Below are 18,305 nucleotides of genomic sequence, written 5' to 3'. Positions count from 1 at the left end.
CGCAGCCCCCCGCCTATAGCCGCTTGCGGTTTAGGGGGGGTGGCGAGGCGGCGCATGGCTGCGGACGACAGCCGAGGGAGAGAGCGCTCAGTAGGCGTAGACTCCCCGATTGAGGGCGTCGCGGATCGCCGAAATGACCTTGGAGGCGCGGATGGTCGCGGCACTGACCCCGTCGACCTCGTCGTATTCGGGGGCGATCCGTTCGCCCGGTTCGTAGAGTTTCGGCAGAACCGTGTGAATCTCCTCGCCGATCAAACTATTAAGTAGGGCTTGGTACTGTTTGCCGATGCCGGCGGCCGGGTCCGTCTCAGCGTTCAGGTGATCGGTGCCGGAGTAAGTCAAGTAACGAAAGCGGGCGTCGGTCACCCTCTGGTCTGCTAAGGTGAGTTGAACGACGACCTGGATCTCATCGCGATCAAAGAAACCGCCGCGATAGGTCCCATCCTCGTAGATCGGAGTCGGGCGTGTCGAGTCGCCACTCACCGTTTCCGAAGAGGGGGCGGATGTCGAGTCACAGCCGCTGATCAGAAATGCGGCGGTGCAGAGCAGGGCGGCGGTTGCGGTGGCGAAGGCTGCACGCGATGGACCCGGTCGCGTGGGTGGGCTGGATGGGCTGGTCATGGCTCGGGTCTCTCTCCTGAAGGCTGGGCTGCCGGACACCTTCTAATTGTTAACGATTATCGTTTCCCAATCAAGCTCTCTCCACCTTATGAGGCGTTTTAACCGTTGCGCCCGTCCGCGAGGAGCGCGCCGGGCCGGCTAGCGCGCGCAGCAGCGTCAATATGGTGCTGCCGTTGTGGAGTACCGAAGTGGTTACCGGCGAGAGGAGGCCGGCCGCCGCCGCCAGCAGAATGGTCGAATTCAGCCCCACCGTCAGGTGGAAGTTGCTGTGAATCAGACGCTCGGTCGCGAGGGCCAGCCGCTTGGCATCGGCAACCCGCTCAATGTCGTCTTCAAGGAGCGTGATATCGGCGGCGAGTCGGGCGAACTCGGCACCGTGGTGCATGGCGAGACCGACATGGGCGCCGGAGAGGGCAGGGGCGTCGTTGATGCCGTCGCCGACGAAGGCGATCTTTTTGCCTTGTGCCGCCAACTCATTGAGGACCTCGGCCTTCTCCTCCGGGAGCAGTTCGGCGCGGAAGTCATCAAGGCCGAGTGTCGTCGCGGTCGCCTGTGCGCGCTCGCGATGATCGCCGGTCAGCATGATGACCTCTTGGACACCGAGCTGGCGCAGGGTAGCAATGGTCGCGGCGCTGTTTTCGCGTAGCGTATCCTGCAGCGCGATGACCCCTAGCAGCTGACCGCCAAAGCCGATGTAGAGCAGGGTTTTGCCCTGGCGCATCAGATCCTCAAAGAGCGCTTCGTGGGGGGTCGTGTCGATGCCCTCGTGGTCTTTGAGGAAGTGACGAGAGCCGACGACGATGCGTTTGCCGTCGATATCGCTCGCGACACCGTGGGCGACGATGAACTCGACCTCCTGGTGGTTGAAGTGCTGCGGGTGGGCTAGGCGCTCGGAGGCACGCACTACGGCGATCGCCATGGGGTGGAAGTAGTGCTCCTCGACCGAGGCGGCGAGATTGATCAGATCCTCCGCCGTGTAGCTGGCATCGAAGGTGATTGAGTCGGTCACCTCCAGCAAGCCGCTGCTCAGGGTGCCGGTCTTATCGAAGACGAAGGTATCGGCGGCAGCCAAACGCTCCAGCGCATCGGCCCCTTTGACCAGCATGCCGCTGCCGCCTGCCCGGTACATCGCCGCCTTAAAGGCCACCGGCGTGGCCAGCTTCAGCGCGCAGGAGTAGTCGGCTTGCAAGACGGCGGCGACTCGCTCCCAATCGCGGGCGAGCAGCCAGGTTGCTCCCGAGAGCCCCACCACCATCGGCACGAGCCCGTCGGCTAAGCGAGCGGTCTGCAACTGCGTATCGCTCTTCGCTGTCAGTGCCTGCTCGACGAAATCGGCAATGCGCGAGGCGGCGGCACGACTGCCGACCTGCTCGGCGTAGATCGCAATCCGCCCCTCCTCAACAAGTGTACCGGAGAGGGCGGTATCGCCGCGGCGGCGGGTCACCGCTACGCTCTCGCCGGTCATGGTCGCCTCGTTGACCAGGGCCACACCGCTTAGCACCGTGCCGTCGACTGGGATGACCTTGCCGGTGGCGACGATCACGGTGTCACCGGTCTCGACCTCACGCGAGTCGACCAGCACCTCGACACCGTCGCGCTCGACCCAGATCTCGTTATCGGTTGGGTGCATGAGGTCTTTTAGGAGGGTATCGGAGCGGCGTGCGATCGTCTCCTCTAGTTGCTCGCCGACGGCCAGCAGGAAGGCGGTGGCGTTGGCGGCAAGAAAGTCGTGTCGCGCCAGCGAAATTGCCACCGCAGTCGCCTCCAGCACGTGCGAGCTCAGACCGCGCGTGAAGAGATCCCCGGCCGCCTTCACCATCACCGGTGCGGCGGTGACCGCGCTAAGCGGGAAGAGGATCGCCGGGCTGAGTTTGAATGAGGCAAGAACGGCGGCACTGCTGAGCAGCGTCGTCCCCCAGCCGCGCCGTCGTTCCCGCGGTCGGCAGGGTAGGGGGCTGTGCTCCGGCGGTACCAGGGCGAGGATCTGTTCGGAGAGGGTGTAGACGTCGGTCAGTTCGGTGTCGAACTCAACAGCCAGCGAGCGGATTCGCCCCTTGGCACGAACGCTGCGCACCCCCTTAATGGCCTCAATGGCGCGCTCAATGCCCTTCTCGACCAGCGGTGCGGTGGCCATGCAGCGGTAGCGGAAGCGGACCCGCCCCCAGCTTCCGCCCCAAACTGCGTGGATCGGTTCCAGTTCGGTGAACCAACCACCACCGGTCATGATTGGTTTTTATGCCGCTCAGCGTCGAGCTCAGCCTGAATGTCGGCAATCTGCTCTTTAAGCTCCTCTGCGCCGCCGGTCAGATTCGAGTAGAGGCTGACGCCGGCCCGCATGAGTCGTTCCCGGGTCTCCTCGTCGCTGAGGACCCATGCCGCGCCCGCGCCAACGGCCAACCCCATCAGGAATGGCTGTGAGTGGGGGGCACCCAGCAGTCCTTGGAGCCACCCTTGCAGGCCTGTGCTCGCTCCTGCTCCCGGCCCATAACCATAACCATGACCGTAGCCCGCTCCGGCGCCCTGACCGGGGTCGCCCGGGCCGGCAGCGGGACCGCTGCCTGGCTGCGGTGAAGGGTAGGGATAGGGCGGATGGGGGGGGTAACCGGCCGGCGCATGGGCGCTTGAGTAGGGGAGGCCGGAGCCATAGGCAGCGCCCGGATAGGGGCCGTAAGGCCCGTGGTAGCCATAGGGGCCGTAATTTCCGGGGTGGTGATCAGGGTAATAGCCAGGGTAGTGACCGGGGTGCCCGTGATGGTGCCCAGGATGGAGGCCGGGGCCGTGCGGGTGAGCGTAGGCTTGCCCATGGCCATGCCCGGGCGCGTCACCGTGCGGATGACCGGACTCCGGATGTGGCGGGCAGCCGTAAGGGGGAACGCCGTAGTGCCCGTTCTCCCACTGCCACGCCGGTTGTGCCTTCTCCCGATCCTTATCGTCCTCTTTGCTCATTCCTCACCCCTCGATCTCTGTTGCGTTTGCGTTATCGTCGGCTGCCCAGGTGGCTTGTGCGGTGCGGCCCTCCGGCGTGGCAGGGCCGAGCAGTCGCTCGATGAGATAGACCCCGGCTAGACCGGCGCTGGCCGAGAGTGCTGCGGTGGCGAAGTCGCGTTCGGCAACCGCTACCGCGGCGCGGGCACCGGCGGCGAGGGCGGTCCCCTCCTGCAGCGCTTGTCGCGCTACGGTGCGACCGTCAGCGCCTAAACCGCCGTGCTGCAGCCCGTGACGGACGGCAGAGAGACAGGCGCCGGCGACTAGGCCGCGAATAAAGTGTCCGGTGTAGTCGCGGCGCTCCTCGACGAAGGGGGTGACGAAGGGCCGGGCAGGCGGCGGGTACGCCGCCGATGTCGTCGCTGCCCCGTAGCGCCCCGGTGTGCCGGGCGGGGCGTGGTCGTAGCGGGGAGGGTAGTAGGGGAGCGGGTAACGAACCATGGTGTGCCTCGCTTAAGAAGAAGATTTGCGCCGAGAGCTGCCGCCCTTGTTCGCCGGTGGTTGGCTCGACGGGCTCGACTCTGCCGTGTCAGGGCCATCGCTGTGGCCGGTGGTATGGCTGGTACCGTGAGCGCTATCTTGTCCATCGCCGTGGCCAACTTCGTGGGCATTGTCGGCGCTGTGCGGGTGCGCTGGCTCCGGTTGCGCCGTATCTGGAGCCTCTAGGTAGTCGCGGGCGCGTGCCGATGCGCCCTCAATGCTCTTCAGGCTCGAAGTGGTCGCACGCCGGACGCTCTGTCCAGCCCGTTCTAGGCCGCTGCGGGTCTGATCACTCTTGACCAAGCGAACGAGCAGTGCACCAGCGGCTAAGCCGGCAGCAAAGGGTAGAATCGGATGCATGGCTTACTCTCCATCACTGACGATCGGGCACGGGCAGTGCCTCCTGCACGACGGCTTGAACAGCCCTCTCCTCTAATGTCTCGGCGATCAGGCGTTGTAGCGTCGCGGTGGCGGCGGAGTCGTGTCCGGTTAAAAGGTCACTCCATGCGGCATCGGGAATCTGCTCGGGATCGTACTCGATTAGACAGGAGCGGGCGTAGGGGTTGATGCGCACCGCAGCGATACCGGGCAGCCGCTGCAGCACGGCGTTGGCTTGCTTGAGCGCATCGGCACTGGGCAGACGAAAGCCGCTGGCGGCCAAATCGAGATCGAGTTTGAGCCGAATCCGGCCGCTGATATGGTGGGCGATGCGAACGCGACTCAGCAGATCCCAGACCGGATGTGCATCGGCTGTGCGCCCACTGGGCGCCGGTGGGTTCCGATCACGACGATCGTGAGTAGAGGTTCGGTCAGCAGCCAATTCGTCCTCCTTGCACAGGGCGCCCACCCGACACCGAACCGGCCACGCGGCATCGGTTACGCGGCTTCGGCATCCATGGCTGGCGGCGTGCTGGCTAGGATGTGACGCGAAAGCTGCGCCTATTTTGGGCTGGTTGACCGGTCAGGGCAAGAGCGCTAGGCTCGGCCCCATCTATCCTAACCCATTCCTTGAATATCGTGATTGAGATTGCCGCTTCGATTCCTGGTCGTCTGCGCCTGCGCGGACCACAGCTGCACCGCGCTGCAACGCTCAGTCGTCTGCAGGAGGCGCTGCAACAGCTCGACCCCGTAGTGGAGCTGCGCGGCAATCCGAAAGCCGGCTCGCTTGTGGTCTACTACACTCCCGAGTCACACCCTTGCGCAGCGATGGAGCGGGAGGTGTTAGAGACAGCCGCCCGTCTATGGGATGCGCCTGACAGCGCTGCGACGACAGAGGAGGGGGCACGGGCACGCCGCTGCACTACGGCGCCGAGTTCACCGCGTCCACGACGAGCCGCACGCCGCAAAGCGCGCCCGCTGCGCATGGTCGCCAACCGCTACGCCAAACAGGTCATGCTGGTCAGCCTGGCGGTGGTCATGGTCACCGGTGTCTTTAGAACGCCAGGGTGGCGCTATTGGCACACGGTGACGGGGTGGACCTTTGCCGCGGCGCTGATCGTCCATCTCTACGTCTATCGGCGCCACTTGGTGCGCTGAGTTCCGTTTAGACTGTATCGAGCGCCTTTCCCGGGAACGCCGACGTCCTCGTCGGCAGGCATAAAAAAAATACCGGCGAGGACGCCGGCGCTCCCAGGAACCAGCGCTCTCAAAGAGTGCCGGCGAGGACGCCGGCGTTCCCAGGAGCCGGTGCTCCCAGGAGCCAGCAATCCCAGCCGGCGATCGCCGTGTTGGCTTCACGTGTTGGCTTTGCCAGGCGCCCACCGAGTTCTCCAGGCACCCATCAGAAGTCGGCGCTCACCGATACGAAGAACGCACGACCGGGCAGAATGGTGTTGTAGCGATTGCTCAAGCCACCCTCTTCAACAACTGTGCAGCCCCCGCCGTCACAACGGTCGTAAGTCTTGTAGTCCTTGAAGTCCTTATCGAGCAAGTTGGTAATCACACCATTGAGACGGACATTGTCACTGACGTGATAGTTGGCACCGAGGTTCCAGAGTGTGTAGCCAGAGAAATCCCCAATGACCCTGTTACTGTCACGCCAGCCCTCTTCCACAGCCCCCTGCGAATTGCCACCGGTCATGGGCTCGTGGTAATTGCGCGGGCGGAATGCGCTGCTGCGATACTCCGCAGATAGGAAGGTTTCCAGTTGTGGTGTCGCCTGCCAGGCCAGAGTGGCGTTGAGCATGTGATCGGGCACACTCGTCAAGGGATCACCCTCCTTGCTGGCAATTCCTTGCAAGGGGTCCCCGGTATCTAGCTGGGTCTTGGTCACCTCACTATCGGTATAGGTATAGTTGGCGGAAAGAGTCCAGGCTGGATTGAAGCGGTAGGAACCCTCCAGCTCAAGGCCTTGGACCACCGCTTCACCAATGTTCAGCGATCGGCCTTCGTTTGCGCCGGTACCACTTTCTACCAGATCCTCAAGCTTAGTGTGGAAGACCGTGGCTTGGGCTCTGAATCCTTGTTGACTATCGTAGAGGGCGGAAGCCTCCACATTGGTGGCGATCTCTGGCTCCAGTTCGGGATTGCCCCGGATCGGCCTGCTACCCCGATCACCAAAACCGATGATTCCGTCGGTCAAATCCTGAATCTCGGGAGCACGGAATCCACGGCCTGCACCACCTTTGAACGTCCATTCATCCGTTGCACTCCAAACCGCATAGGCGCGTGGATTGAGCTGGCCGCTGAAAGCTTCGTTGTCGTCGTAACGCAACCCCCCGGTGAGAGTCAGCTCATCAGGCCTTACAGACCACTCATTCTCGACAAACAGGCTGTGCTGGGAGACACTCACCGATCCGCCGCCGAATAAGCCATCCGTCAGTTCCGGATCAATATACTGGCCGCCTACTGTCAGCACATGGTCGCCCAAAAAGCTCACCAAACGGGTATCCAGAATATAGGTTTCCAGCTCAAGCGTGCGGGGTCCGCCTTCCTGCTCCAGTGGCAAGCCGCTGCCCGCTGCGATTGTGCGCCCCTTCGTCTCTAAAAAATCCCTGGTCAACTTCGTCTCGAGAAAGCCATAGTCGAGTTCCCAAAGATGCCCAAGGGTGAACTGGGAGCGGTTGAACTGTAACTCCCGCTCATAGCCGCGACAGAAATTCGGGTCGTTCACACTTCCCGTGGCACAAGGACCTTCGTCACCGCGCTCTCTGTGCAAGCCACCAATCTGGCCACGGTCGTTATTATACTCCTGCTCGGAGTAATTGAATGTGGCCGTCAACTCATGTTGCCGGTTCGGCGTAAACAACAATTGGCCACCTACAGTGGAGATATTCGCGCCCACCGGGTTTTGCCCCATGGTGGCACTCTCTACAAGTCGCTGGTCATCAAATTGATCCACGCCGGGGATCCGAAGTTGGGACTCGGCGCGCTCAAACAGACGTCCGTAGACTTGCAGGGATAGACGATCGTCAATCAGAGGGCCAGACGCATAACCCTCCAGAGTGGATTCTCCGCCAAATCGGGAATCGCTCTGGAAGGTGTTGCTCACCGAGACCGAACGATTCCACTCGGTTCCCGGGCGGCGGGTGATGATATTGACCACTCCACCCATGGCGTCAGAGCCATACAGAGTGGACATGGGGCCGCGAATGACTTCGATACGCTCAATTGCTGCCACCGGAGGAATGAACACGGATTGCGTGTCATCGAACGAGTTTGGGGTGACCAGACCGCGAGGATTTTGCCTCACACCGTCTATCAGGATCAGTGTGTATTCCCGTGGCAGACCGCGCAGGCTGATAGACTGGTTGCCGGTCTTGCCATCACGGGCATCGAGGGGCCGAACGTTGACGCCTTCGATCCCCTCTAGGGCCTCCGCGAGGCTGCTCACTTGCCGGCGTTGCAGATCCTCACGGGTGATCACGGAGATGCTCGCCGGAGTCTCGGTGATTAGCTGTTCAAAACCAGCGCCGGTCACGGTAACCGGTGCCAGTTCAACACTCTGGTTGGCCGAGGCGGTCGTCGGCGCTAGAGCAAAAGAGCCCAGGGCGATACTTACGGCAAGGGTGCATCGGTGGGTGCGGGGAGGTTTGATTTCACTCTTCTGCACAATGGGACTCCTATGGACTTGACCGTTTTGTTCTGGGCGTTGTGTACGGGCTGGCTTGAAGTCCAGAGGCTTCTGGCTGGCGCACAACTTTTTCACGCCCATCGCGGGGACTGGAGCATTTGCTCAACATCAGTCTTCGCTGCTTAGAGAGCGTTAATAGGCGCCCGGTACCCGGCGACCCGCCGACAGATGCAGGCGCCGCCAAGAGTGATGGTATTATTGTCAATAGTCATTCTCATTGTCAATTGATTCTAGGGTAAGGCAGGACATTCTGCCGCAGGTGTGGGTGCGCGAGAGTTTTCGCGCTGACCAGTTGCGCGACAAGCCCCGCCGTTCAGGGCGGGGAAGGATAGCGCGCGGCGCGGGAATCCCCTTGTGGGGATTCGCATAGCGCCGCTATACTGGTCATGTTCTTGGAACCTACGGCCGGGCGGGCCGAAAGTAACGCCTGTCAGATACGAGAATGTGAGTCCTGGGGAGCATGGGTTGGTTCGCCGCCGTAAAAGCTCCCTCGTGGAGCGTAGCGGCGATAACCAAGCCATCTCCTTGGGCGGTCTCGGGGCAGGAACCCACCGAAGCGTGTGTTGTGTGTTCATTTTGCAACCTCGCAGTAGGAATCCTCTCCCTTCAGGGAGAGGAGGACGTCAATAGACGGTGAACACGCGCCGATCCCGTGGGGCTGGCACAACCGCCACGACCACCACCGCTACAATTGCCGCATCCACAACAATCGCCACCATCGGGTTCGACCAACTCGCTGGCGAGGAGGTGGGCGCAGACGCCTTGCAGTCCGCCGATCAGATTGGGAGCCCAGAAGCGACCCGCGGTAGTCAGCAGTAGGCAGTCGTCGTGGCGCTCGGCCAGCCCGGCGGCGAGCCAGCGCTCAATCAAACGCAGCACCAGTGGGTGTTGGCCGAGCGCCTGAGGCAGGCGATTTGAGAGTTCGCGCAGATCGAGACGGCCGATCTCGACGCTCCCCATGATGAAGTCGCGCAATGGTTGTGCTGCGTCAGCGACGGTCATCAAACCGAGCGGTTTGCGCCCCCGCGCAACCTCTGCAATATAGTGACTGATGTCGGTAGCAATGCCGTAACTGTAGGGCTCAATGCTGCCGCCGGCACCGGAGCCGAAGGCTAAACACTCGGCGCCGGCCTTGATTAACAAGTTGTAGAGGTTGCGCTCGCGCGGGGTGCGTGCCCAGTGGCTGTTGCTGATCTGCCGCCACCCGGCCCGCTGCAGTGTGGTGGTCGCTTGCTGGTAGAGGGCCCCTTGTTCCGCGAGGGTGCTGGTAGGAGGGATCTTCTCGTTGGTGATCGCCTTATCGAGCGGGGTGCCGGGAATCCGTTTGAGGGCGTAGACGTCGATCCCGTCAGGTGCCAGTTCAAGGCAGGTCTCAAGATCGCGTTGCCAAACCTCTGGGGTCTGCCACGGTAGGCCGTACATCAAATCGAGTATGACGGTGCCGCGATCGCGCCGCAGGAGTTTGGCAATGAACTCTGCCGCGTCCTCGCCGCTCATGCGGCGACCCTGTTGCTGCCTGACTCGGGTATCGAAGCTCTGAATGCCGATCGAGAGGCGATTGACGCCGCAGTCGAAGCAGGCATCGACCTTGTCGTCATCAAAGTTCAGCACCCGCCCCTCGACCGTGATCTCGCAGTCGGCGGCGAGCGGCAGTTGCGTTCGCAGGTGGTGGAGCAGACGCACCAAGTGCGGGGTCTCTAGCGCCGAGGGAGTGCCGCCACCGAGGTAGAGGGCGTGGATCGGCGCCCCATCGATATAGGGCTGATGGGCTTCGCGAGCGATCTCACGAATCAGCAGTTCGACGTACTCCGCCGACTTTTCTGGGGAGTAGCGGTTGCGAAAGAAGCCGCAGTAGAGGCAGTGGTTGACGCAGAAGGGGATATTGACGTAAACGACCCGCTTGCCCGGATTGGGGGGCGACTGCTCGATGCGCTGCCAGATTGCCAAACGCTCCTCTTCGGTGACGAATTGCTTCTCTTGACGAGGCATCATGGGAGTCCTGCCGGAAAAGGCAAAACGCACCGGGTCGTCGGTGGCGGCAGTATAGAACTTCTCTAATTCGGGCAGCATGACTCTCCCTCCGCTGCGGCCGCAGGCTAGCGCACTGCTAAGGCAACACACTTCACCACGCGCCTCGCCAGCACCGCGATGGGTGTTGCGGCGCTGCGGCAAGTGCGACGGTAGCGAGTTGGCGTGGTTGTTCCTGGCTGGCCGGACAGCGCAGAGGCGATCCGCTGGCTGGGTCGTAAGCTAAATGGTAATCATTATTATTTGCGTGTCAAGCGGTCGACCGCATCGCCTCAATCGCTCGCGACAGCGACTTGGTCACGGATCAGATAGACGCGGAAGTTCGGCCAGACCGGTCCCCCTGGCGTAGCAGCGTCATGGCTGAGCAGTTCGTGCCACGGATAGTCGTCGAAGAGTCCACCGGGTTGATCCTGTATGATGGCCATGGCGTGGCCGAAGGCCGGTACTTCGTCGGCACGGTCGAGCTCACCGAGGCCGCGTTCGTCGCCTGGCTCACCGGTATACCACTCCATCGGCGCCGGACCGATCACTGCTGCACTGCCACTGCGCGGTTCGCCGTTGCGGCCGTAACCGCCGTTCAGGAGGATGCCAAAGAGATCGCCACCCATGCCCTGATCGGCGCCATCCCAATAGACCATGAGATCCCAGTCGTCACCTGAGCAATCGGCCGCGCCTGGGGTGGCGCTGACAAAGTCGAAGCAGGCTTTGCCGCCATCGTTACGGTCGAGCTCGCCTGCAAAAAGGACATCTTCTGCCCCGAACCCCCCGTCGCCATCTTCAGCGATGTTCAGGGTGAGCTCATATTTGAAATCTGCACCGCCACTCATGGTAAAGAAGAGATCGGTCACGCGCATCCGCGCATGGCTCTCACCGTCGCGGCCACGGATCAGCCAGCCGTAGTCTTCGTCGGCGACAATCGATGGCGGCATGTCCGACCTGTCCATCTTCCAGAACTCATCGCCAATCGCCGGCACTAGACGATCGGCCTGCCACTCCGTGCTGACCGAGTTGTCCGGATCGGAGAAGTCGGTAGAGACCAGCCGAGCGACGTGCTGGCGCGGTTCGGCGGCCCTAAATTCGGCCCCTAAGGGCGAATCGAAGTCTGGATTGCCGCTGTCATCGGTGCTGTAGAGCGCCGCCGGTGGCTGCAGCCCGAGCGCGCCGTGGACCTCGCCAGGACCCGAGGGGCCGCTGTTGAGACGGACGCGGAAGCGGTTCAGCGCAAGATGCCAGTCGTCTTCATCGGGGTCGACGACCGCACCTCGGTCGAGATTGACGTAGGCCCAGCCATCGCTGGCGTCGACTTGCAACTCCTCGAAGCCCTCTTCGGTGCTGGCAGGGGCGATGTAACGCCCTGGCAGGTGAGCAAAGGGATCGTCCGTGCCTTGTGCGCTGGCCGCTCCCGGGTGGGCGTTGCCGGCGCCGTTGTCGTCCTCTCCGTCCAGCATCACCGCATCAAGCCCACGGAAGCGCAAGGTGACGTGCCCCGTATTGTGATCTGCGTCGCGGTAATCGACCACTTGTAGGGCAAAAGTCTCCTTTGGGCTGCTACCAGGGTCAATGCTGCTAGTGCCCCCTGGGCTGCTATAAGGGCAAACGCTGCTATCGTTACAGCCGAAGCCGAGAGCAGAAGCGGCAATAATCAGACCAACAGCTGCCATTTGCGGTTTGGCACGGCTGGGTGGTGGCGGGCTGCAGGTTGGACTGCAGATGATTGGGTCACAGTTCTCTGGGTGCGTCATGGTCGACCTCATCGTGCTGAAGTGGCGCACCGCAGTGCGCCGGGAGTCTCCGGCCCACCGGTGGTGATAGAGCCGGGGCGTATCAATTGGTATGGCTCCAGGTGTGGGCGCCGCGCGTAAAATCCAGGCGTTTGGGACGGACTCACGCAGGCCGACGGTTCCGACTTGCTGGCTAGGTCTGCAGGGTGATGCTGGTGCATCGTTCCGTCCCCGTTCATCGGGCGTCATTTGGCAGTTCGACGTAGCGTGCCGTGATGATGCCGGCGGTGCCGTTGCTGTCGTAGTAACCGATCACCTGGAAGGCGTAGCGCGGTGCGAGCGGATCGAGGGCATCGGTGTCGATGACGTAGACCCGGTAAGTAGGCCAGATCGTGCGCGCCTCACCGGACGGGAGATCCTCGGACGAGATTTCGACGAACCAGTCGTCGGCGGCGATGCTCTCTACCCGGTCTTGGAGCCACGCATCGGGATCGGGGTAGCCGGGAACCTCTTCGGCACTGTGTTTGCTAGCCAATTCCGACCACGGCAAAGAGCCGATCACCGCGGCTGCCCCAGGCCGAGGGGCGCCGTTGCGGTCGAAGCCGCCGTTGATCAGCAAGGTCAGATCTTCGCCCATCCGGGCGGTGGGGTCGCGGAAGATCTTAAGATCCCACGCCGTGCCGCTGCATTCGGCCGCTCCCGGTTGGTGCTCCTGGGCATCGTAGGTGCTGAAGTTGAAGCAGCGCTGGTCGCGCCGGTGCCGCTTCAGCTCGCCGCTGAACTCGATGCCGGCGGCGTGGCTGTGCGACTCAAAGCCCCCGGCCCCGCGCGGCTGAAGGTCCATGGTGAAGGTGTAGCGAAAGCCTTCACTGCCGCCCATGTCGAAGTAGATATCGGTGGCGCGAAGTCGCGCATAGGTCTCGCCATTCCGCCCCCTGATCAGCCAGCCGACACTGTCGTTGTGGATCAACCTCGGTGGCATGCTGCTCATGTCGAGTTGGTAGAAAAAGTCGCCGGGCTCATCTCGCGGGACGTCACCGGAGATTGCGGGTCTGATCGCGGCGTCGATCTCGGCAAATGAATCGATCAGCAGATCGATGTAGTCATCGGCCGCGGCGTTACGCAACGCCTCCAGGTTCGGCGCTCCGTCGCTGTCGAGCAATTCGCTAGGGGCGTCGGTGCCGAGAAAACCGTGCACCTCTTGCGCGGTGTCGGTGCGGATCTGCCGCCCCGAGAAGGCCAGATGCCACTGCTCCGGCTCGCTCTCCGCGACTGTGCCGGTCGCGAGGTTCAAGTAACGGGTCTGCTCCGGGTCGGTAACGTCGATGACTACGGTTTGAATCGCGTCACGGTCGGGGAGGGCCTCTCCAGCGCCCGAGTCGCTACTGCCACCACCACCGCCACTGCTCTCAATACAGCCCGAAAGCAGAATCATGAGGCTGCCCGCGCTCAGCAGCGCCCAGAGCAGGTGCGAGGCCAGCGGGAGAGTCGTGCCCTCGCGGGCTCTGCCGCTGTGAACCGTATCGATGTGACTGTTGTCCATGCGATCTTTGCCCATGCCATGGTTGCTCATGTGATCGATCACCACTGCCAGTTCGCTGCGGCGTAGTAAAAGCGGCCGCGCTGCTCGAAGGGGAAGTGTTCGTCCAACTCTTGCAGTTGCAAATCGGTGAGATTTTCCACCCCCGCCTGCACAGTGAGGTGTGTTCCAAAGGCTTGGCTGATACCGGTGTGGAACACCGAGTAACCGGGCAGGGTGTGGCCGCCAAACTGCTGCTCGCCGGTGTATTGGTAGCGCAGATTTACTCTGGCCCCGTGCCAAGGCGTCACCTCGGCGACTGCGTTAAGTCGGTGCTCAGGACGGCGCTGCAGGTCGACGTCGCGGTCTTTATCAAAGGCCTGTAGGTAGGTGTAGTTGCCGCGGATCTGGTGGCCGTTTAGCCAGGCGTAGGCAGCTTCCAGCTCAACGCCGTTGGTGACCGCGCGGTTGATGTTTTGATACTCCCAGCGTTCCCAGATCTCGTCGTCGTAGGGTGGGCTGGCGAGGCCGTCAACCGCGCTAGCCTCGATCAGATTGCTGATTTCGTTGCGAAACCAAGTGGCTGCTGCACGGCGCTGGCGATCTTCGAACTCGATCCCCGCGCTGTAGCTCTTGACCTGCTCGGGGCTGAGATCGGGGTTGCCGTGGCGCACGACATTGCCGTCGGAAGGCGGGTGAGTGAAGACGTAGTCGGGTGAGGTGCGGCGCAGATCGGGTGCGGTGTACCCCTCGGCGTAGTCGGCCTTCAGGCGGAGCTGATCGGTGAAGTGATAGACTGAACCGACCCGCGCCGAGTTCTGTGAGGCGTAGTCGCTGTGGCCATCGATGCGAATGCCGAGCGTCGTAATCCACCGCTCATCGAGCCAGTAGCTGCGCTGTTCGAGCACCGCCCCGCGATGATCGGCTGAGCGCTCATGAAGATCGGGTTGGCCGTCGCGATCGCGGCGGTAGCGCTCGCGGCGGAGGTTGGCGGCGACGGTCGTCTCCTGGGTCGGCAGCCAGTAGTAGGTCGCCTGTGCTTGGAGGGTCTCCTCGGCGTAGCGATCTTCGCGCTTCAAATTGTGCTCTTCCGAGCGGCTTTCGCTGCGATAAAGATCGACTTGGCTGCGCCACGATGAGGCGAAGTAACGGTGCCGAATACCGCCGGTGTACTGAAAGAGATCGCGGTCTAAATCCATCACATCGTTAAAGTGGCGATCCTCCTGGACGGCGCTGTAGAAGAGTTCAACCTCCTGATCTTGCTGGGTCGGTTCAAAGTGCAAGCTGGCAAAGCCGCTCACCGCCTCGCGCTCCTCGGTACTATCGCGCTGCGGATCGTTGCGATTGGGGATGGCGGCAGCGTGCGTAAAATCGAGCGTCACCATGCCGGCGCTGCGCTCGCCTAAGGGGCCGGCGCCAAAGAGGGTGTAGTTTTGTTCGGTGCCGCCGCTTTGCTCGGTGCTGCCGAAACGCGCCCCCAAGCTGCCGCTCCACTCGTCACGCGGGGGTCGGGTGATGATGTTGATCGCGCCGCCGAGGGCATCGGCGCCGTAGACGGAAGAGGCTGGATTGCGAACGACCTCGATCCGCTCAATGGCCGCCGGTGGCACTTGCCCCATCCGGAAGTTGGCGTGCGGAAAGAGGCGATCGGTGTTGCTGATGCGACGGCCGTTGATCAAGACCAGGGTGTGTTCGCGATCGAGGCCGCGGATTTGCGGCACACCGCCGCCGCCCCGTTCGCGGCGGACGTCGGCCCCCGGCAGCTCGCTTAACAGGCTATCGAGGCTGGTTACCGGGCGCTGTCGAATGGTGTCGCTAGCGATCTCGCTATAACCGCCCGGTGCCTCCTCATAACGGATCTGCTCCAGCGTTCCAGTAACCAAGATCCGTCCTAGGACGTGGTTCTCCGAGTGGTCAGAGGAGGCTTGCGCGGTGAAGCTGACGGGTATCGGCGCCCCGGCAATGAGGGCGGTGCAGAGCGTGGCGGCGCGGACTCTGCGTGAGCCGCGGGGCGCTGAGTGCTGAGAGGGGAGCTGGAAAGCCGGCATCACGGAGCACTTCCGGCCACAACGGTGCGCTCTGCGCCTTCGAAATAGGCCAGCTCCTCGTCGACGAGAGCAAAGGCGCGATCGATCGTTCGCGGGGAGTCGAGGGCGGAGACGATCTGCTCGGCTGCATCTGCCCGCGAAATGGAGCCGTGGACCAGCCAGTTGCTGGTCAACATGCCGCCGCCGGTGGCCGGTTTGTTGGTTAAGCCGCCGGGGCGAATCAGCGTGTACGGGACGCCCGAGCCGCGAAGATAGGCCTCGGCGCGACTCTTGGCATCGACGACATCGCCGAAGGCGGCGATCGCCCTCTCTGAGCGGAAGGGCCGCATCTCGCCGCAGCCGATGGCGGTCACCAGCAAAAAGCGCTCCGTCGTAGAGTGGCGAGCGATGTCGGTAATCAGGGCGTTGGCGATTTCATCGACGAAGTGGCCCTGCTCGTCGCGTCCGGAGAGCGTCGAAAGAACGGTTGCGCCGTTGCCGGCGTGAGCGAAGGCGCTAGAGACATCGTCGGCGCTGGTGGCGTCACCGCGGACGACTTCGACCCCGAGCTGCTCGAGCAGAGCGGAGTCGGTGGTGGGCCGAACCAAGGCAACGATCCGCTGATTGCGCACGTAGAGCTGGCGGGCGATCTCGAAGCCGAGCCCCCTGCTGGCGCCGAAGAGCAGTACGGTCTTCACGACTAAGCCTCCTCTGTAATGACCGGGCCATGAGACCGGTCCGCTAGCCAGGGTCGAGATGACCGGGAGGCGATCCTCGGCCACTCACACGCTGCTGTTATTGCTGACGAGCGCTGGCCGAACGACACCTGCCGACACCGCGACCCGTCGCCGAGTCGAAACGGTAACGTCGGTCGGGTCGGCTAATCGCGCCGTGGCGATAAACTGCGCTTTTGGGATGGCTGCCTGGCTAGAGAGGGCGCATCGGAGGCCGGAGGGGAGGCCCGAGGCGCGGAGCTGGGTCGCTGGATGATGATGATAATGATTATCGTTACTGTGTCAAGCGTTGCTGAATCGCTTCGCAATCGTCAGGCGGGGAGGATGTTACGGGACGATGGTCACGGGGATGCGCAGCCGTTCTACTAGATCGCAGACCAAGCCTTCGGCGAGCAGGGGGTGGCGGCGGCTGAAGAGCAGCTTTTCAATGCCGCGCTCTTCGACCAAGTGGGCGATGACCTCGTCGCTAAGATGCGGCACATGGAGAAGCTGGGCCTGCGGGTGGTGGGCGGTGAGCCACTGTCGCAGCGGTGCGACTGCCGCCTCGTCGGTCGCATTGACGAGTACCGTGCTCAATCTTTCGTGTGCCTCGAAGAGGTGGTGGGCGCGGGTTAGGGTCTCTAGGCCGGCGGTGCCCGGCTCGGCCAGCACCGCCGTGCGGACGGCCGCAGCCCGGGCCGAGGTTTCGGTGCAGACGATGACTGGGCCTGGGGCCTCCAATGCCAGCACCTGCACCGTCGAGCCGATGCGCAGTCCGCGGGCGCGGGCGTAGCCGACCCGACCGAGCAGCAGCAGATCGTCGGCGCGGGTGATGGCCAGCGTCGCCGGGGCGACCCGACCGCGGGTGACCTGCAGCTGCCACTTCAGCAGGCGGCCGTCGGCTGCTCGGGCCAGCGCAGCTTGCGCGGCCGCGGCGCGGTCGCGCATCGCCGCCTCCAGTTCGCTCGCTTCGATCTTGCGCACCGTGCCCGATAGGCCGATCTCCTGCGCCCACGGATAGCCGGCGCAGCGCAGCAGATCCTTCTCTTCGACAAAGAGGGCGAGGAGTTCGGCGCCGCGGCGGGCCGCACAGTCGGCGGCGAGTTCCAAGGCGGCCAAGCTCGCGCGCGAGGCATCGAGCAAGACGACGACGCGATGCAGTCTTGGTGGTGTAGGCGGGTGCCCGGCGCCTGGTTCGCCGCCGTTGTTGCTGCCGTTCCCGCTGCCGTTTCCGCATACTGTCTCGATCGATTCATCCATGTTCGTCGTGCTCCTCGCGATCGCCGCGGTCTTCTGCTAAGGGTGCGGCCGGGTCGCTCGCTCGCTCCTCGGTACTCGCCGAGGCACTTCCCGACGAGCTCGCCCGCTGCGTCGCGGTAAACCGGGCTAGGCGCTCGGCGACACGGCCATAGACCGTATCGTGGCTCCCCTGCTGCTGCGCATCGGCCCGATCGGCCCGCGCATCGGTTAGCCCAACAGGCTTACCGGTCAGCAGCGCGACCGCCTCATCGATGTGGCGCAGCGGGTAGATGTGGAACTGCCCCGCCGCTACGGCGTCACGGACCGGCTTACGCAGCATCAAGTGTCGGACATTGCTAGCCGGCAGGGCGACGCCCTGCTCGCCGTTCAGTCCGGCCGTCTGACAGACCTCGAAAAAACCCTCGATCTTTTCGTTCACGCCACCGACCGCCTGGACCTCGCCGAGCTGATTGATCGAGCCGGTCACCGCGATGCCTTGAGCGAGCGGCACTTGACCGATCGCCGAGAGCAGGGCGCAGAGTTCGGCGACCGAGGCGCTATCGCCGTCGACGCCGGAGTACGACTGCTCGAAGGCGATGCTCGCCGAGAGCGACAGCTCGCTCTCACCGGCGAAGCGGCCGGCGAGAAAGCGCGACAGGATCATCACCCCTTTAGAGTGGATATTACCGCCGAGTTTCGCTTCGCGCTCGATATCGATCAGTTGACCCCTGCCAGGGCGGGCCGTGGCCGTGATGCGGGTCGGGCGGCCGAAGTATGGAATAGTCCTCAAGTGGGGGGTGCATTCCACGGGAAGTGGGGTGCCGATTCCACGCGAAGCGGGTGTGCTGTTCCACCGGAAGTGGGGGGGCGATTCCACCGGATGTGGTGGGGCCGTTCCAC

General features: G+C 63.3%; 14 protein-coding genes and 1 pseudogene. 1 reads left to right on the top strand and 14 read right to left on the bottom strand.

Annotation, left to right across the window (positions count from 1 at the left end; translation table 11 throughout):
• Positions 1–87: 87 nt before the first annotated feature.
• The 6 genes from CKO15_RS10105 to CKO15_RS10080 all read right to left on the bottom strand — a co-directional run bounded on the left by CKO15_RS10105 (position 88) and on the right by CKO15_RS10080 (position 4,906).
• Positions 88–621, bottom strand: coding sequence for an FMN-binding protein (locus CKO15_RS10105; protein WP_200195764.1), 534 nt, complete (start codon positions 619–621; stop codon positions 88–90).
• Positions 622–691: 70 nt separating this feature from the next.
• Positions 692–2,845: a heavy metal translocating P-type ATPase gene (locus CKO15_RS10100; protein ID WP_200195763.1), complete on the bottom strand. Its 2,154-nt coding sequence runs from the start codon at positions 2,843–2,845 to the stop codon at positions 692–694.
• Positions 2,842–3,567, bottom strand: a complete 726-nt coding sequence (locus CKO15_RS10095) for a YtxH domain-containing protein (RefSeq protein ID WP_200195761.1) — start codon at positions 3,565–3,567, stop codon at positions 2,842–2,844. The genes CKO15_RS10100 and CKO15_RS10095 overlap by 4 nt, the downstream gene beginning before the upstream one ends.
• Positions 3,568–3,570: 3 nt before the next feature.
• Positions 3,571–4,047 (bottom strand): hypothetical protein, encoded by a 477-nt coding sequence (locus CKO15_RS10090; protein ID WP_200195759.1) that lies wholly within the window; start codon positions 4,045–4,047, stop codon positions 3,571–3,573.
• 12 nt (positions 4,048–4,059) lie between these two features.
• Complete coding sequence (locus CKO15_RS10085; RefSeq protein WP_200195757.1) at positions 4,060–4,446, bottom strand: hypothetical protein; 387 nt, start codon at positions 4,444–4,446, stop codon at positions 4,060–4,062.
• Between the two features lie 13 nt (positions 4,447–4,459).
• A complete protein-coding gene (locus CKO15_RS10080; RefSeq protein WP_200195755.1) occupies positions 4,460–4,906 on the bottom strand; it encodes a hypothetical protein in 447 nt (148 codons plus the stop codon).
• 188 nt (positions 4,907–5,094) lie between these two features.
• Between CKO15_RS10080 and CKO15_RS10075 the strand changes: the two genes are divergently transcribed.
• Positions 5,095–5,622, top strand: a complete 528-nt coding sequence (locus CKO15_RS10075) for an HMA2 domain-containing protein (RefSeq protein ID WP_200195753.1) — start codon at positions 5,095–5,097, stop codon at positions 5,620–5,622.
• A gap of 244 nt (positions 5,623–5,866) precedes the next feature.
• Here the strand turns inward: CKO15_RS10075 and CKO15_RS10070 are convergent, their stop codons facing one another.
• The 8 genes and pseudogenes from CKO15_RS10070 to CKO15_RS10035 all read right to left on the bottom strand — a co-directional run.
• Positions 5,867–8,137 (bottom strand): TonB-dependent receptor domain-containing protein, encoded by a 2,271-nt coding sequence (locus CKO15_RS10070; protein WP_420842139.1) that lies wholly within the window; start codon positions 8,135–8,137, stop codon positions 5,867–5,869.
• 627 nt (positions 8,138–8,764) lie between these two features.
• Positions 8,765–10,228 carry a heme anaerobic degradation radical SAM methyltransferase ChuW/HutW gene (gene hutW / locus CKO15_RS10065; protein WP_200195748.1) on the bottom strand — a complete coding sequence of 488 codons (1,464 nt, stop codon included), beginning with the start codon at positions 10,226–10,228 and terminating at the stop codon, positions 8,765–8,767.
• 230 nt (positions 10,229–10,458) lie between these two features.
• On the bottom strand, positions 10,459–11,706 hold the full coding sequence (locus CKO15_RS10060; protein WP_200195745.1) for an HmuY family protein: 1,248 nt from the start codon (positions 11,704–11,706) through the stop codon (positions 10,459–10,461).
• Between the two features lie 436 nt (positions 11,707–12,142).
• Positions 12,143–13,480, bottom strand: a complete 1,338-nt coding sequence (locus tag CKO15_RS10055) for an HmuY family protein (protein WP_200195742.1) — start codon at positions 13,478–13,480, stop codon at positions 12,143–12,145.
• A gap of 8 nt (positions 13,481–13,488) precedes the next feature.
• The gene (locus CKO15_RS10050; protein ID WP_200195739.1) at positions 13,489–15,474 is read right to left on the bottom strand and encodes a TonB-dependent receptor plug domain-containing protein; all 1,986 of its coding nucleotides are present in this window, start codon (positions 15,472–15,474) and stop codon (positions 13,489–13,491) included.
• The gene (locus tag CKO15_RS10045) at positions 15,474–16,151 is read right to left on the bottom strand and encodes an NAD(P)H-binding protein (RefSeq protein ID WP_200195737.1); all 678 of its coding nucleotides are present in this window, start codon (positions 16,149–16,151) and stop codon (positions 15,474–15,476) included. The genes CKO15_RS10050 and CKO15_RS10045 overlap by 1 nt, the downstream gene beginning before the upstream one ends.
• Positions 16,152–16,514: 363 nt before the next feature.
• Entirely contained in the window at positions 16,515–17,426 is a 912-nt protein-coding gene (locus CKO15_RS10040) for a universal stress protein (protein WP_200195735.1), read from the bottom strand.
• A pseudogene (locus CKO15_RS10035) lies at positions 17,419–18,177 on the bottom strand (S16 family serine protease); the annotation flags it as partial. The pseudogene CKO15_RS10035 and the gene CKO15_RS10040, both read right to left, overlap by 8 nt.
• Positions 18,178–18,305 lie beyond the last annotated feature (128 nt).

The organism is Halorhodospira abdelmalekii, from assembly GCF_016583625.1.
Taxonomy (GTDB): domain Bacteria; phylum Pseudomonadota; class Gammaproteobacteria; order Nitrococcales; family Halorhodospiraceae; genus Halorhodospira; species Halorhodospira abdelmalekii.
Note: the sequence above shows the minus strand (reverse complement) of the source record. Positions and strands in the feature narration are given on the sequence as shown.